The organism is Tardiphaga sp. P4_G1 (assembly GCF_056401215.1).
On record NZ_JBFUJU010000003.1, the window covers coordinates 96,393 to 111,734 of the forward strand.

The following is a 15,342-nucleotide window of genomic DNA, read 5'->3' on the forward strand; positions in this document are numbered from 1 at the left end:
GTTTGACGGGTTTGTCGTTAGCTATTCTCCGGCGCGCAGCCGGTAGCCGATACCCGTTTCGGTCAGGACGAATTGCGGGCGCTCCGGATCGAGCTCGATCTTTTGACGCAGCTGGCGGACATAAACGCGCAGATATTGTGCGTCGGTGAGCTCGTCCCACAATTCCTTCAGCAGAAACCGATGGGTCAGCACTTTGCCGGCATGCTGCACCAGGACCCGCAGCAACTCATATTCCTTTGGTGACAGTTTCACCTCACGGTCACCCACCTTGACGATGCGGCGCACCAGATCGACCGACAATTCCCCGGAGCGGAATACCGGCCGCTCGCCATGAACCTGCAGCTGATGCCTGAGCGCGGCCCGCATGCGCGCCAGCAGTTCATCCATGCCGAACGGCTTGGTGAGATAGTCGTCGGCACCGAGATCGAGCGCCTGCACCTTGCCAGCCTCGTCCCCGCGGCTGGACAGCACCACGATCGGCACGCTGTCATCGCGCGCGCGAATCATCTGCAGCAGATCGTGGCCCTGGATGTCCGGCAGGCCCAGATCGAGGATGATCAAAGCGGGTTTCTCCGCCAGTTTCTCCAGCGCGATCTTGCCGTTGCTGGCCTCAAGGATGTCATAGCCCTGGGTGCTGAGGCCCATGCGCAGCAATTTGCGGATCGGCGGCTCATCATCGATGACTAGGACCTTGATGGCGGCGATGTTCATGCGGCGGTGTCCAGAGCTTCGGAGGCCGGCGGGATGGGAAGGCGGATGGTCAGCACGGCGCCTGATCGGTCGGCGCGATTGGTGGCCGAAATGGTGCCATGCATTGCCTCAACAAAGCCCCGGGAGATCGCAAGGCCGAGGCCGGTGCCCGCCCGAACGTGATCGCCCTTGTTGGCGCGATAGAATTTATCGAACACCTGCTCGAGATCGGCGGGTGGAATGCCTGCCCCCTCGTCCGTCACCTGCAGCGAAACTGAGTCCGCATCGCGTATGGCCCTGATCGCGATGGTGGTGTCATCCGGGGCATATTTCGCGGCATTATCAAGCAAATTGAACAGCACCTGCTCGAACAGTACCGCATCGAGCTCCAGCATGGGCAGGTTTGGCGCCAGATCGAGCGCGACGCGATGCCTGCTGAGGATCTTGCCGGCCCGGCGCAGCGCGCTGCCGACGATCTCCGCGAGATCCTGCAGCGTTGCATTCGGCACCACGGCACCGGACTCCAGTTTGGTCATATCCAGCAGATTAGCGATGAAACGGTTCAGCCGCTCGGATTCGTCGATCACCGTGCCGAGCAGATCGGCCTTCTCGGCCTCGCTGAGCTTCGGCGATAGATCGCGCAGCGTGGAAGCCGCACCGAGCACGGAGGCCAGCGGCGTCTTCAGGTCATGCGAGATCGAGGTCAGCAGCGCCTGACGCAACCTATCGGATTCGACGTTGCGCTGCGCACGGTCCATGTCTTCCACAAGTTGCACGCGCTCGATGGCGAGTGCGCTCTGATCCACAAGCGCATCCAGCAACCGGCGCTGGTCGGGTGTTAGCAATGGCCCAGTGCGATCATCGTCGATGCCGATCACACCGATCGGTCCACGACCGGTCCGCATCGGCAGAAACAGCCGCTTCGCGCCGGGCAATGTTTCAGAGCCACGACCGGCGGGGCGATCATTGCTCCAGGCCCAGTTGGCAGCGGCCAGATCCGCCTTGTCCAATTCGTCCTCAGGCGGATATCCGGCCTTGACGGTGATCACACCCTGCTCCGGCAACAGCAACACAACCCGCACCTTCAGCATCAATGCGATCTGATACGCGCTCGCCCACAGCACGTCGTCAAGCGCCGCCGTACCCGCGAGTTTGCGGCTGAACGCATAGAGCGACTCGGTTGTGCGCACACGGCCAAAGGCCGAGACGGCCTGGGTGCGCACCCGCGCCGCGACATTGGACACGAGAATGGCGATCAGCATGAAGAAGAAGAAGGCCGCCACATTGGTCGGATCGGTGATGGTGAGCGTATAGACCGGCGGCAGGAAGAAAAAATTATAGCTCAGCGATGCCACCACGCTCGCCAGCAGCGATGGCCAGAGACCAAAGCGCACGGCGACGCCGACCACGGCGGTGAGAAACATCAGATCGACATTCTCGATCCCGAAGATCGGACGCAGCAGCGTTGCGGCTCCAAGAGCCAGCGCCACGACTGCCAGCGCCGCAATATAGGGCTTTGCATCGAACGGCTCGACGCGATCGGTCATCTGCGCACGTTTCGCAGCTGGCTCCGCTGGCAACGCATCGCCGGCGATCACATGCACACTGATATTGCCGGCGCGCCGCACGAGATCATGCACCACCGAACCGCGCACCAGCTCGAACCACCACGACCGTGATGCCTTGCCAATCACAATCTGGGTAACGTTGTTGGCATGGGCATAACCGAGCAGATCGTCGGCGATGCGCCGGCCTGCGCCCGGAATCGTCAGCGCTTCGGCGCCAAGTGCCTCGGCAAGCCGCAGCGTATCGGCCAGCCGGTCGCGCTGTTCTTCGGTGAGTTGAAGGCTGCGTCGCGTCTCGATGCTGACCGCCGTCCACGGCGCGTGAAGCCGGTCCGCGAGACGCTTGGTGTAGCGCACCAGCCCGGCTGAGCGCGGGTCCTCACTGATACAGACCAGAATGCGTTCGCCGGCAGCCCACGGGCCGGCAATGGCATTGGCCTGCATATGCGTGAGCAATTGCTCATCGACCCGGTCGGCCGTGCGGCGCAACGCCAGCTCGCGCAACGCCGTGAGATTGCCGGGCGAGAAATAATGTTCCAGCGCACGCTCGGCCTGTTTGGGAACGTAGACCTTGCCTTCCTTCAGTCGCTGGATCAGATCGTCCGGGGTGAGGTCGATCAGCTCGATGGCGTCTGCACGATCGAACACCGAATCCGGCACGGTCTCGCGCACCCGCACATGAGTGATTTGGGCGACCACATCATTCAGGCTTTCGATGTGCTGGATATTGACTGCCGTGTAGACGTCGATCCCTGCGGCCAATAATTCTGCGGCGTCGAGATAACGTTTCGGATGCCGGCTGCCGGACGCGTTGGTATGGGCGAGTTCGTCCACCAATGCGATCTGCGGGCGCCGCGCAATCAGCGCATCGAGGTCCATTTCCTCGAGGACCTGACCCTTGTGATCGATCCGGCGCCGGGGAATGACTTCAAGGCCCGTGAGCAGCGCCTCGGTCTCCGCGCGGCCGTGGGTCTCGACGACACCGACCACCACATCGACACCCGCCTTGCGCCTGGCATGGGCGCTTTGCAGCATCTCGTAGGTCTTGCCGACGCCGGGAGCGGCGCCGACAAAAATCTTCAACCGCCCGGCCGCACCTTCCTCGCGCCTCGCTGTTTCCAGCAAGGCTTCAGGCGAAGGTCGTTGATCGGGATCGCGGCGCTGATTTGCCATAAGGCAATATAGTCTCCGCTACGGCTGCGGCCTAGACGGCCTACTTCAGTGCGGCGGCGTCCAGCGCGAGATTCAAGGCAAGAACGTTAACGCGCGGTTCGCCCAGCAGACCGCCGAGGCGGCCTTCGACCTTATCTGTCACCAGCTGGCGGACGCGGTCCTCCGGCAGCTTGCGCGCCTTGGCGATGCGGGGCACCTGAAACAGCGCACCCTCCGGCGAAATGTTCGGGTCGAGACCGCTGCCCGAGGTGGTCACGAGATCGATCGGCACCGGCATCGACGGATTCTCCGCCTTCAATTTCTCGACGTCCTCCTTCACGCGGTCGATCAGCGCCTTGCTGGTCGGGCCAAGATTGGAGCCCATCGAGTTGATGGCATTGTAAGGCTGCGGCACCGTCTTGGTGGAATCCTGCGGGTCGGGACCCAGGGTCGCCGACGGGCGGCCGTGGAAGTATTCATCACCCTTGAATTCCTGACCGATCAGGGACGAGCCAACAACCTTGCCGTCCCGTTCGATGAGGCTGCCTTGCGCCTGGTTCGGCATGATCGCTTCGGCGACGCCCGTCATCGCGAGCGGATAGGCGAGGCCGGTGATGGCCGTGAGACCGAGCAGCAGAACGATGGCCGGACGAATTTCTCTCAACATAACGTAACTCCTCAAACCAGGTGCAGGGCGGTGACGACGAGGTCGATCGCCTTGATACCGATGAACGGAATGATGATGCCGCCGAGGCCGTAGATCAGCAGGTTGCGGCCGAGCAGTGCGCCGGCGCCGATCGGGCGATAGGCGACGCCTTTCAGGGCGAGCGGGATCAGCGCGATGATGATGATCGCATTGAAGATGATGGCCGACAGGATGGCACTCTGCGGGCTCGCCAACTTCATGACATTGAGCGCTTCAAGCTGCGGATAGAAGGCGAGGAAGATCGCCGGGATGATGGCGAAATACTTCGCCACGTCATTGGCGATCGAGAACGTGGTCAGCGCACCTCGCGTCATCAGGAGCTGCTTGCCGATTTCGACGACCTCGATGAGCTTGGTCGGATTGGAGTCCAGATCGACCATGTTGCCCGCCTCGCGCGCCGCCTGCGTGCCGGTGTTCATCGCGACGCCCACATCGGCCTGCGCCAGTGCCGGCGCGTCGTTGGTGCCGTCGCCGCACATCGCCACCAACTTGCCCTTGGCCTGCTCGTCGCGGATAAGCTGCAGCTTGTCCTCGGGTGTCGCCTGCGCCAGGAAATCATCGACGCCGGCTTCGGCTGCGATGGCTGCGGCGGTCATCGGATTGTCGCCGGTGATCATGATGGTACGGATGCCCATGCGGCGCAGCTCGGCGAAACGCTCACGGATGCCGCCCTTGACGATGTCCTTCAAATGGATGACGCCGAGCAACTTGCCATCGCGCGCGACCGCCAACGGGGTGCCGCCGCCCTTTGCAATCTCGTCGGAGATCGCCTGGATTTCACGTGCCGTGTCCGACATCGTGGCCGGCTGCATCGCACGCACGGTGTTGCCGGACGCCACGGCGAACGACGCGCCACCGTTGACGTAAGCGAGTATCGAATCCACCGCGCCCTTGCGAACCGACGAGCCGCCGGCATCGACACCGCTCATCCGGGTCTGTGCGGTGAACGGCACGAAAGTCGCTGACAGTTCGGCCATGTCGCGGCCGCGGATGCCGTATTTCTCCTTGGCCAGCACGACGATGGAGCGGCCTTCCGGGGTTTCGTCCGCGAGCGATGCAAGCTGCGCCGCATCGGCCAGTTCCTGTTCGGTCACGCCGCGCACCGGACGGAAGGCTGTCGCCTGACGATTGCCGAGCGTGATGGTGCCGGTCTTGTCGAGCAGCAGCGTATCGACGTCGCCGGCAGCTTCCACCGCACGACCGGACATCGCCAACACGTTGAAGCGCACCAGACGATCCATGCCGGCAATGCCGATCGCCGACAACAGCGCGCCGATGGTGGTCGGGATCAGGGTCACGAATAAAGCCACCAGCACCACCACCGAGATCGAACCACCGGCATAAGCCGCATAGCTCGGGATCGTCACCGTCGCGAACACGAAGATGATGGTAAGGCCAACCAGGAGAATGTTCAGCGCGATCTCGTTCGGCGTTTTCTGCCGCTCGGCGCCTTCGACCAGCTTGATCATGCGGTCGATAAAGGTCGAGCCTTGCGCCGCGGTGATGCGGACGCGAATCCAGTCGGACAGCACCTGCGTGCCGCCGGTCACCGCCGAGCGATCGCCGCCGGATTCACGAATGACAGGTGCGGACTCGCCGGTGATCGCCGCCTCATTAACTGAAGCCACGCCTTCGATCACTTCACCGTCGGACGGGATGTTGTCGCCGGCTTCCACCAGCACGACATCGCCGACCTTCAGGCTGGTGCCCGAGACCATGCGGTAGCTCTTGTCGCCGCTGTCGCTGCCGGTGAGCAGCTTGGCCTGGCTTTCGGTGCGGGTCTTCTTCAGCGATTCCGCCTGCGCCTTGCCGCGCCCTTCGGCGATGGCTTCGGCAAAGTTGGCAAACAGCACCGTGAACCAGAGCCAGAGGATGATCTGGAACGCAAATCCCAGATCGCTTCCGCTGGTGATGACGTTCTTGATGAAGATCACCGTGGTGAGTGCGGCGACGACCTCGACCACGAACATCACGGGATTCTTGATCATCAGCCGCGGATCAAGCTTTTTGAAAGCCGAGCCGATGGCTGGGATGACAATTTTCGAATCGAGCATGGCCGAGACCGGCACCCGCTTCTGCAGTTTCAACGTTTCCATGGACATAACTCCAAATCCGATCAGAACAGGGTGCTGGCGGTCATCGCGAGGTGCTCGACGATCGGCCCGAGCGCGAGTGCCGGGAAGAAAGTGAGACCGCCGATGATCAGGATCACGCCGATGACGAGGCCGACGAACAATCCGCCGGTGGTCGGCAAGGTACCGGCCGAAGCCGGAATCGACTTCTTCGCGGCCAATGATCCGGCCAGCGCCATGGCGGGCACGATCATGAAGAAGCGGCCGACGAACATCGAACTCGCCAGTGTGAGGTTGTAAAAGAAGGTGTTGCCGGTGAGCCCGCCGAAGGCCGAGCCGTTATTGCCGGTGGCTGAGGTGAAGGCGTAGAGCACTTCGGTGAAGCCATGCGGCCCAGCATTGGCCATGGAGGCCACGGCCGAGGGCAGCACCACCGCCACCGCGGTCCAACCGAGATACATCAGCGGCAGGACGAGAATGGCAAGCATCGCCATCTTTACTTCGCGCGCCTCGATCTTCTTGCCGACATATTCCGGTGTGCGACCGACCATCAGACCAGCGACGAAGATCGCCAGTACGACGAACAGCAGCATGCCATAGAGACCGGCACCGACGCCGCCAACGATGATCTCGCCGAGTTGCATATTGATCAGCGGAATCATGCCGCCAATCGCTGTAAACGAGTCATGCATCGCATTGACCGCACCGCAGGACGCTGCCGTGGTGATGACCGCGAACAGGCTGGAGGCGACGATGCCGAAGCGCAGCTCCTTGCCTTCCATATTGCCGCCGGTGAGGCCGAGTGCATTCAGGCCTGTGGTGCCCGAGGCTTCGGCGCCATAGGTGACGGCAACGCCGACAATAAACAGCACACCCATCACTGCCAGAATCGCCCAGCCTTGCCTGGGGTTGCCGACCATGCGGCCGAACACATTGGTCATCGCCGCACCCAGCGCGAAGATCGAGATCATCTGGATGAAGTTCGACAGCGCCGTCGGGTTCTCGAACGGATGCGCCGCATTGGCGTTGAAGAAGCCGCCGCCATTGGTGCCGAGCATCTTGATGGCAACCTGCGACGCAACGGGGCCAACCGCGATGGTCTGCTTCGCACCTTCAAGCGTCGTCGCATCGACATAGGCGCCGAGCGTCTGCGGCATGCCCTGCCAAACCAGGAACAGCGTGTAGACGATGCAGATCGGCAGCAGCACATAGAGCGTGCAACGGGTAATATCGACCCAGAAATTTCCGATGGTGCGCATCGACGAGCGTGCGAAGCCGCGGATCAGCGCAACCGCCAAAGCAATGCCAGCGGCCGCCGACAGGAAGTTGTGCACCGTCAGACCCAGCATCTGGGTCAGATACGACATGGTGCTTTCGCCGCCGTAGTTCTGCCAGTTGGTGTTGGTGATGAAGGAGATCGCGGTGTTGAAGGAGAGATCTTCGGCGACCGCGGACTGCCCGGCAGGATTGAACGGCAGCACAGCCTGCAGCCGCATGATCGCGTAGAGGCTGAGGAAGCCGACCACGTGGAACAGCAGCATGGCAACCGTATAGGTCAGCCAGTGCTGCTCACGTTTCTCGTCGACGCCACCGATCCAGTACAGCCCGGCTTCGACCGGTCGCAGAATCGGAGAGAGGAAAGTACGCTCGCCGTTGAAAACGGATGTCATGTAGCCGCCGAGCGGCTTCACCAGCGCGAGAACCACCGCGCAGTACAGAGCAATTTGAATCCAGCCAATCATTGTCATGTCAGTTGACCTTTTGAGGTGCGCGCGCTCAGAACCGCTCGGGCCGCAGCAGCGCGTAAGTGAGATAGATCAGCAATGCCGCGGACACGAAGCCGGCGAGCGTGTAATCGAAAATCATGATGCGCTCCTCACAGCCGCTCGCAGGCATAGGCGTAGCCCAGGGTGAGAATGAAGAAGCCGAGCCCGAGGGCCAGCATGACGATGTCCAGCATGGAATGCTCCTGATGCAATGACTGCGGCGGCACGGAGCAAACGGCTCGCGCGCCCGATGCACGATCAGGTGCCATTCAGGACGTAGGTTTTCGAGATGAGGCCAGCAGCGAACTTATAGGAATCTCATAAAGACGTGGCGGAGCGCGTGCGCGTGCGCCGCTAGTCCTCGGGCGCTTATGCAGCCTTTATATCTTTGTGCCCGAAGCTGCCTCGTATTCAAATGACGGACTACGGATATTGCATGATGCGGTCTTCCGAAGATCGCGCTGTTCATGGAGACCCGTCATGTCGTTCATCTCGATTCAGCGAACGCCCCTTTCCGAGGCGCCCTCCGAAACGGCTCCGCTTGACGCTACGAGTTTCACCGCGATCTGCCTCGCCGCCTGCAAGCGCCTGCCGGCAATGCGCCGCACAGCGGAGGCCCAGCGCCTCGATCGCCTGGTCGCTGCCGGCGCCTGGACCGATGCCGCGCTTGCCCTGATCGCGATCGAACTGCCGCGGTGGCAACTGCGTCGGCTCGCTTATGACGAAGGTGAATGGCATTGCGCTCTCTCGAACCAGCGTGACCTTCCTGACTGGTTGGACAGCGCCGTCGAGACGCATCACCCAGACATGGCGATGGCGATCCTGGATGCATTTCGCGCTGTTGCTAGCCGCGGAGGCACGCCGCATCTGACGCAAGCGCCCGTGCGCGCGATTCAACCCACCGATTCCGAGCCGATGCTGTGTGAGAATTACTGTTGAGCGAAGAGGGGCGGTGCGAAATGCTGTAGCTAGACTGCCGCGAACAGCCTTCCAAGAGTGAAGCTTTCGGCTATGCTCGGCACGAATTCGTGCCATGACAAGCCAGAGCAAAACGTGACATCAGACAAACCGGCTTTCGTCGCGGTCGACTGGGGCACCAGCAGCTTTCGAGGCTGGTTGATGGCCGCCGATGGCAGCGTGCTTGCGGAGACGCGCGGGCCCGAAGGCATGCTGCATTGCGCGGCTGCAGGCTTCGCTCCGGTGCTCGCCGATCATCTTGCCAAACTTGGCGGAATGCAGAACCTGCCTGTGTTGATCTGTGGTATGGCCGGCGCACGACAGGGCTGGATCGAGGCGCCCTATCTGCACACACCGACACGCCTCGACGCCTTGCACGACGGTGCGCAGCGTGTCGACACGCAAGGCGACGTGCGTATCCTACCCGGTATTGCCCAGGCCGACGCCGCGGTGCCCGACGTCATGCGCGGCGAAGAGACGCAACTGCTCGGCGTGACCGAACCCGACTTCACCGGTCTGGTCTGCATTCCCGGCACCCATAGCAAATGGGTCTGGATCGACGCCGGCAGCGTGGTGTCATTCACGACCTATATGACCGGCGAGCTCTTTTCGGTCATCACTCAACACAGCATCCTGAAACACGCGGTGGATCACGACGCACCGTCGCCCGCCGCGAATGACGCGTTCCGCGATGGCCTGCAACGCGCGCTCGATGCGCCGGTCGGCTTGACCGCCTCGCTATTCAGCTTGCGCGCGGCGCAACTGCTCGGCTTCCAGCAACAGGCCGACGGCGCGGCGCGCCTGTCGGGCCTCCTGATCGGCACGGAAATCGCCGATGCCGGATCGCGCTATGGCACGCGGCATCCGGTACGCCTGATCGGCGCCGGCGCGCTCAAGGATCTCTATGCGTCGGCGCTTGCAGCTGCCGGCTTCGAGGTCGCCATCGTTGATGCCGAACGCGCGTCGCAACACGGCCTGACCAAGGCCGCAATCCATCTGTGGGGAGCTCAGTTCACATGAACCAGCCAATCCGTTGGCCCTCCGTGAAGCGTCCGCTCGTCGCCATCCTGCGCGGCGTGCAGCCCGACGAGGTGGAGAGCATCGTCGAGACGTTGATCGATACCGGCTTCGAGCTGATCGAAGTGCCGCTGAACTCGCCCGATCCGTTCGAATCCATCGCACGGATCTGCAAACGATTTGGCAACGACACCCTGATCGGCGCCGGCACCGTCCTCACCGCGAATGACTGCGCCCGCGTCGCCGATGTCGGCGGGCGTCTGATGGTGAGCCCGAATGTCGATGTCGATGTGCTGGCGATGGCGGTGAGCCGCGGCATGGTCACGATGCCCGGCGTGTTCTCGCCGACCGAAGCTTTCCTCGCCCTACGTGCAGGAGCTTCCGCCCTGAAATTCTTTCCGGCATCGATCCTCGGCCCGTCCGGCATCGCCGCCATTCGCGCGGTTCTGCCCAGGGACGTCGTGATCGGGGCTGTTGGTGGTGTTTCCGATCGGAATTTCGCGGACTATGTCGCCGCCGGCATACAGGCCTTCGGTCTTGGCAGCAGCCTGTATCGGCCCGGAATGAGCGCTATCGAAGTGAAGGCGACCGCACAGGCTTCTGTCGCGGCCTATGATCAGGCGATGGCCCGTTAGAAACAGGGTGCAATGTCTGTTCGCGGTTGGCGCGCGCTTCGCGGCGGCGGCAAGGCAGAAACACCTCCGCGCCCGCACGCATCGACCGCGCAGCCTCAAACTGTCAAATTCATTGAATTGCTCTGAATATCAGAGACTTAGGAGCACCGTGGTGCCCAGGAAAGGACTCGAACCTTCACGGCCGTTAAGCCACTGGCACCTGAAGCCAGCGCGTCTACCAATTCCGCCACCTGGGCACGTGCGAGGCACGTGGCGCGGTTAGTAGGGGGCCGTTACGCGCTTGTCAAATTGCTTCGTTCAATTCCAAATCCGCTGTACAGGCCTCGCGCGTTGGCGTATCGCGAATTGGTCTAAATTCCCCCGTTTTGCCCTTGCATGACTGACTCAAGGAACTGATCCATGGCTGCCCCCATCGACACCCTCGTTACGGTTTTCGGCGGATCCGGCTTCGTGGGACGCCATGTGGTCCGCGCGCTGGCCAAGCGCGAATATCGGATCAGGGTCGCCGTGCGTCGGCCGGAACTGGCCGGCCATCTGCAACCGCTTGGCCGTGTCGGACAGATCAATATCGTTCAGGCCAATTTGCGCCACCCCGCCTCGATCAAGGCCGCGATGCGCGACGCCAGCATCGTCGTCAATCTGGTGGGTATCCTGACCGAAAGCGGCGCGCAGACCTTTGATGCCGTGCAGGCGCGGGGCGCCGGCGCGGTGGCGCAGGCCGCCGCCGAGATCGGCGCGCGGATGGTGCAGTTTTCAGCCATCGGCGCCGATGCCGATTCCGAATCGGCCTATGCCCGTGCCAAGGCAGCCGGCGAGCAGGCCGTGCTGGCGGCTGTGCCTTCCGCGACCATCCTGCGCCCATCGATCGTATTCGGCCCCGAGGATCAGTTCACCAATCGATTTGCCAATCTCGCCCGGATGGCCCCGGTGATGCCGGTGTTCGGCGCCACGACCAAGATGCAGCCGGTCTATGTGGGCGATGTCGCCCAGGCTGCGGCCGATGCCGTCGACGGCAAGACCAAGCCGGGCGCCACTTACGAACTCGGCGGTCCGGAAGTGCTGACGATGAGTGAAATCATCGACATCATCCTCGCGACCATCGAGCGCAAGCGCATGACGCTGCCGGTCCCGACGGCCATCGCCAAGCTTCAGTCCTATTTCCTGCAATTTGCCCCGGGCGACTTCAAGCTGACGCCGGATCAGGTCACCATGCTTGGTGTCGACAATGTGGTGTCGGAAGCCGCCAAGGCGGCCGGTCTAACGCTGGATGGCTTGGGTATTGCCGCTGATTCACTGGAAGCGATTGCACCACAATATCTCTGGCGCTTCCGCGCCACCGGTCAGTTCGCACATAACGGCATAAACTGACGATATTGTCGTCCCCGCCAGGCACGCCGAAGGCGTGCGCGGAGCGGGGATGACAGCAGAGTGTTTGGCAAAATTCAGTAGCCCAGCGCCAGCGCGATCAGCCCGAGCGTACCGACGATCACGCGCCACCATGCGAACAACGCGAAGCCGTGGCGCGTCACGTAGCCGAGAAAGCTTTTCACCACGATGATCGCGGTGATGAATGACACCACGAAACCGATGGCGATGATCACGCCGTGATCGACCGAGAGATCGGCCCGGCTCTTGTAGAGATCGTAGACGAAGGCGCCGACCATGGTCGGGATCGCCAGGAAGAACGAGAACTCCGCCGCTGCGCGCTTCTCGGCGCCGAGCAGCATGGCACCGACGATGGTCGCGCCGGAGCGCGACACCCCGGGAATCATCGCCACGCATTGCGCCAGACCGATCTTCAGATACATCGGCAATGGAAACGTCGTGGCATCGTGATGCACGGGCTCAAGATCGAGCTGATCGACCCAGAGCAGGATCGCCCCGCCAACGATCAGCGAGAAACACACGACCCACGGATTGAACAAATAGCTTTTGACATAGCCGCCGGCAGCGGCGCCGATGATGGCAGCAGGCAGGAACGCGATCAGTACGCCGATCACGAAACGGCGCGCCGCAGCGTCGCCTTTGAACAGGTTCAGCGCGATATGCCACAACTTGCCGAAGTAAAGTGCAAGGATTGCCAGAATGGCGCCGAGCTGGATCAGCACGGCAAAGCTCTTCCAGAAATTGTCCTCGCCCAGATCGAAGAAGCGTTCCGCGAGCAGCAGATGCCCCGTTGAGGAAACCGGCAGGAACTCGGTGACACCCTCGACAATGCCGAGAATCACCGCCCTTATCGCATCAGACATCATCCGCTTATCTGTCCTTCGTCAGTGTGGGCCTGAAAAAGCCGGGTTCTTCTCGCCTATTCCCTTCATTGCTGCAATCGCAAATACCATCACATTCGCGGGTTGCCTCAGAGCCAAGCTTCGCTAGTTTGGCGCGCGCCGCGTGACACTTTTACCACCGACGCAACCGAGACGCTTTCTTAACGACCGCATAACTATCAAGGCCCGCATGTACACGCTTTACCATCACTCGTTCTGTCCGCATTCCCGCTTCATTCGTCTCGTACTCGGCGAATACGGACTCGACCTCACACTGGTGGACGAGCGGCCGTGGGATCGGCGCGAGGCATTTCTGGCGCTCAATCCTGCGGGAACTACGCCTGTGGTGCTCACCGATGGTTTCCCGCCCATTCCTGGCGCCGGGATCATTGCCGAATATATCGACGAGACCCATGGACCGGAGATGGGCGATCGCCGCCTGCTACCTGTCGCGATGGCGGAACGCATTGAAGTGCGCCGGCTGATGGCGTGGTTCAACGAGAAATTCTTCGAGGAAGCGTCCGGCCCACTGGTCACCGAGCGCATCTACAAGCGCTTCATGAGCGAAGAGGTCGGCGGCGGCGCCCCGGCGATGGATGTGATTCGCGCAGCCACCGCAAATGTGCGCTATCATCTGGCCTATATCGGTTGGCTGGCGCGGACGCGCAATTTTCTGGCCGGTGACCGACTGACTTATGCGGATCTGGTCGCGGCAGCTCATCTGTCGGCGATCGACTATCTGGGCGATGTGCCATGGAGCGAGGACGACGCAGCGAAGGCGTGGTACGCGCGGGTGAAATCCCGTCCGTCGTTCCGACCGCTGCTGAGCGAATGGCTGGCAGGCGTGCCGGCATCGCGGACCTATGTGGATCTCGATTTCTGAGCCCATCCGCTGACGACGACCGCGCCACGCTTCCCGCCGATCTCAAGGATAGGCTGACGCGCGAGGCGAAGGCGCTTGGCTTCGATTCAATCGGGATCACCGATCCGGACGCCATCGCCGGCGTGCGCGAGCGGCTGCAGGAATTTCTCAATGCCGGCGCCCATGGCGACATGGAGTGGCTCGCCGACAATCCGGACCGCCGCGCCGATCCCAAAGTGATGTGGCAGGACGTGCGCTCCGTCATCATGCTCGGCGTCAATTACGGACCCGACGAGAATCCGCTCGAGATCCTCAGGCAACGCTCGCACGCTGCGATCTCGGTCTATGCCCGCGGCGACGATTATCATGACCTCATCAAGAAGCGCCTGAAGCTGCTGGCGCGCTGGCTGATCGCGCAAGCCGGCGGCGATGTGAAAGTGTTTGTCGATACGGCTGCCGTGATGGAAAAGCCGCTCGCCGGCGCCGCAGGATTGGGCTGGCAGGGCAAGCATACCAATCTCGTCTCGCGCGAATTCGGCTCGTGGCTGTTTCTCGGCGCGATCTTCACCACGCTCGAACTGCCGCGCGATGCGCGCACCATCGATCACTGCGGCTCGTGCCAGGCCTGCCTCGACAGCTGCCCGACATCGGCTTTCCCCGCGCCCTACAAGCTCGATGCGCGGCGCTGCATTTCCTACCTCACGATCGAGAACAAGGGGCCGATCCCGCACGAATTCCGCAAGCCCATGGGCAATCGCATCTATGGCTGCGACGATTGCCTCGCCGCCTGCCCATGGAACAAATTCGCTCAGGAGGGCCGCGAGATCAAACTCGCCGCACGCGATGAGTTGCGCGCGCCGTCGCTGGCCGAACTTGCAAGGCTCGATGATCCGTCTTTCCGCACATTCTTCACGAAGTCACCCGTGAAGCGCATTGGCCGTAACCGCTTCATTCGCAATGTGCTGATCGCCATCGGCAATTCGAACGACCTGTCGCTGATGGACGACGCGCAGCGACTGCTCGGCGATGAAAGCCCTATGGTCCGCGGGGCAGCAGTGTGGGCGTTGTCGCAACTGATGCCTGCGGATGCGTTTGCTGCATTGGCTGGGCAGTTCACCGAAGCAGAACAGGACGAGAGCGTCGGTAGCGAGTGGCGACTGGCGCTCAGTTCGTCAGGTGTCGCGCCATCTCCGGTCGCGCTTTGAGCGCTTCACCCTGCTTGGCGACGATCTTGGCGATGCGCTCCGGCGCGAAATGCAGATCGACGAAAGCCGGTGCCGTATTGGCCACTTCGTGATAGCTCACGATCTTGCCGTCACGCAGCGTCATGATCGCAACGCCCTCGAACATCGCGCGGCCGCCATTGGCTTCCGGGAGTTTCGAGCGATAACTGAATGTATAGCGCGCATAGAGCGTGGTGCCGTCGCTGACGGGCGTGTGCATGTCCCAACGAAAATCTTCCGCGGTCCGATAGAACCAGTCATCGACCATGTCGGCGATTTTCACGCGGCCTTCGAATGCGCCGTAGAAGACGTCGTGATAGACGCCGTCTTCAGTGAACAGCGCAGCGAAGCTCTGGCCGTCACGCTGTTCAACGGCATCGCAAAATGCGCGCAAGAGTGCCGTAGCGTCCATCCGAATTCCTCCCGCTGA

The 15,342-nt window shown here is 62.1% G+C and carries 15 protein-coding genes and 1 tRNA gene; 6 read left to right on the plus strand and 10 right to left on the minus strand.

All coding sequences use genetic code 11. The features are described 5' to 3' along the window. Positions 1–21: 21 nt before the first annotated feature. The 7 genes from AC1DUY_RS08060 to AC1DUY_RS08090 are packed head-to-tail and all read right to left on the minus strand — an operon-like array spanning position 22 to position 8,220. Positions 22–711, minus strand: a complete 690-nt coding sequence (locus tag AC1DUY_RS08060) for a response regulator (RefSeq protein WP_478113514.1) — start codon at positions 709–711, stop codon at positions 22–24. After that, positions 708–3,428 (minus strand): DUF4118 domain-containing protein, encoded by a 2,721-nt coding sequence (locus AC1DUY_RS08065; RefSeq protein ID WP_478113516.1) that lies wholly within the window; start codon positions 3,426–3,428, stop codon positions 708–710. Before AC1DUY_RS08065 ends, AC1DUY_RS08060 begins: the two co-directional genes overlap by 4 nt. A 40-nt stretch (positions 3,429–3,468) precedes the next feature. Continuing rightward, a complete protein-coding gene (locus AC1DUY_RS08070) occupies positions 3,469–4,074 on the minus strand; it encodes a K(+)-transporting ATPase subunit C (RefSeq protein WP_478113518.1) in 606 nt (201 codons plus the stop codon). Between the two features lie 11 nt (positions 4,075–4,085). Continuing rightward, positions 4,086–6,209, minus strand: a complete 2,124-nt coding sequence (gene kdpB / locus AC1DUY_RS08075; RefSeq protein ID WP_478113520.1) for a potassium-transporting ATPase subunit KdpB — start codon at positions 6,207–6,209, stop codon at positions 4,086–4,088. Between the two features lie 20 nt (positions 6,210–6,229). Continuing rightward, positions 6,230–7,933 carry a potassium-transporting ATPase subunit KdpA gene (gene kdpA / locus AC1DUY_RS08080; RefSeq protein ID WP_478113522.1) on the minus strand — a complete coding sequence of 568 codons (1,704 nt, stop codon included), beginning with the start codon at positions 7,931–7,933 and terminating at the stop codon, positions 6,230–6,232. 28 nt (positions 7,934–7,961) lie between these two features. Beyond that, positions 7,962–8,051, minus strand: a complete 90-nt coding sequence (locus AC1DUY_RS08085; RefSeq protein ID WP_081421711.1) for a K(+)-transporting ATPase subunit F — start codon at positions 8,049–8,051, stop codon at positions 7,962–7,964. Positions 8,052–8,061: 10 nt separating this feature from the next. Then, positions 8,062–8,220, minus strand: coding sequence for a hypothetical protein (locus AC1DUY_RS08090; RefSeq protein WP_158596734.1), 159 nt, complete (start codon positions 8,218–8,220; stop codon positions 8,062–8,064). A gap of 211 nt (positions 8,221–8,431) precedes the next feature. Here AC1DUY_RS08090 and AC1DUY_RS08095 point away from each other — a divergent pair, with 211 nt between their 5' ends. From AC1DUY_RS08095 to AC1DUY_RS08105, 3 genes are all read left to right on the plus strand, one after another. Further along, positions 8,432–8,890: a hypothetical protein gene (locus AC1DUY_RS08095; protein ID WP_478113525.1), complete on the plus strand. Its 459-nt coding sequence runs from the start codon at positions 8,432–8,434 to the stop codon at positions 8,888–8,890. Between the two features lie 114 nt (positions 8,891–9,004). Continuing rightward, positions 9,005–9,928 carry a 2-dehydro-3-deoxygalactonokinase gene (locus AC1DUY_RS08100; RefSeq protein ID WP_478113527.1) on the plus strand — a complete coding sequence of 308 codons (924 nt, stop codon included), beginning with the start codon at positions 9,005–9,007 and terminating at the stop codon, positions 9,926–9,928. Beyond that, entirely contained in the window at positions 9,925–10,560 is a 636-nt protein-coding gene (locus AC1DUY_RS08105) for a 2-dehydro-3-deoxy-6-phosphogalactonate aldolase (protein WP_439065455.1), read from the plus strand. Before AC1DUY_RS08100 ends, AC1DUY_RS08105 begins: the two co-directional genes overlap by 4 nt. Before the next feature lie 149 nt (positions 10,561–10,709). Here the strand turns inward: AC1DUY_RS08105 and AC1DUY_RS08110 are convergent. Further along, a tRNA-Leu gene (locus AC1DUY_RS08110) sits at positions 10,710–10,796 on the minus strand. 163 nt (positions 10,797–10,959) lie between these two features. Here AC1DUY_RS08110 and AC1DUY_RS08115 point away from each other — a divergent pair. Next, entirely contained in the window at positions 10,960–11,928 is a 969-nt protein-coding gene (locus AC1DUY_RS08115) for a complex I NDUFA9 subunit family protein (RefSeq protein WP_309941399.1), read from the plus strand. Between the two features lie 74 nt (positions 11,929–12,002). Here AC1DUY_RS08115 and AC1DUY_RS08120 read toward each other — a convergent pair whose 3' ends face one another. Beyond that, a complete protein-coding gene (locus AC1DUY_RS08120; RefSeq protein WP_170849629.1) occupies positions 12,003–12,812 on the minus strand; it encodes an undecaprenyl-diphosphate phosphatase in 810 nt (269 codons plus the stop codon). 205 nt (positions 12,813–13,017) lie between these two features. On the opposite strand from AC1DUY_RS08120, the gene AC1DUY_RS08125 reads away from it, so the two are divergent. Both AC1DUY_RS08125 and queG read left to right on the plus strand, forming a co-directional pair. Then, positions 13,018–13,710, plus strand: coding sequence for a glutathione S-transferase family protein (locus tag AC1DUY_RS08125; RefSeq protein WP_478113530.1), 693 nt, complete (start codon positions 13,018–13,020; stop codon positions 13,708–13,710). Beyond that, positions 13,659–14,894 (plus strand): tRNA epoxyqueuosine(34) reductase QueG, encoded by a 1,236-nt coding sequence (gene queG / locus AC1DUY_RS08130; protein WP_478113532.1) that lies wholly within the window; start codon positions 13,659–13,661, stop codon positions 14,892–14,894. The genes AC1DUY_RS08125 and queG overlap by 52 nt, the downstream gene beginning before the upstream one ends. Here the strand turns inward: queG and AC1DUY_RS08135 are convergent. Beyond that, the gene (locus AC1DUY_RS08135; RefSeq protein ID WP_231078609.1) at positions 14,854–15,324 is read right to left on the minus strand and encodes a nuclear transport factor 2 family protein; all 471 of its coding nucleotides are present in this window, start codon (positions 15,322–15,324) and stop codon (positions 14,854–14,856) included. The two genes, queG and AC1DUY_RS08135, sit on opposite strands and share 41 nt — an antisense overlap. Positions 15,325–15,342 lie beyond the last annotated feature (18 nt).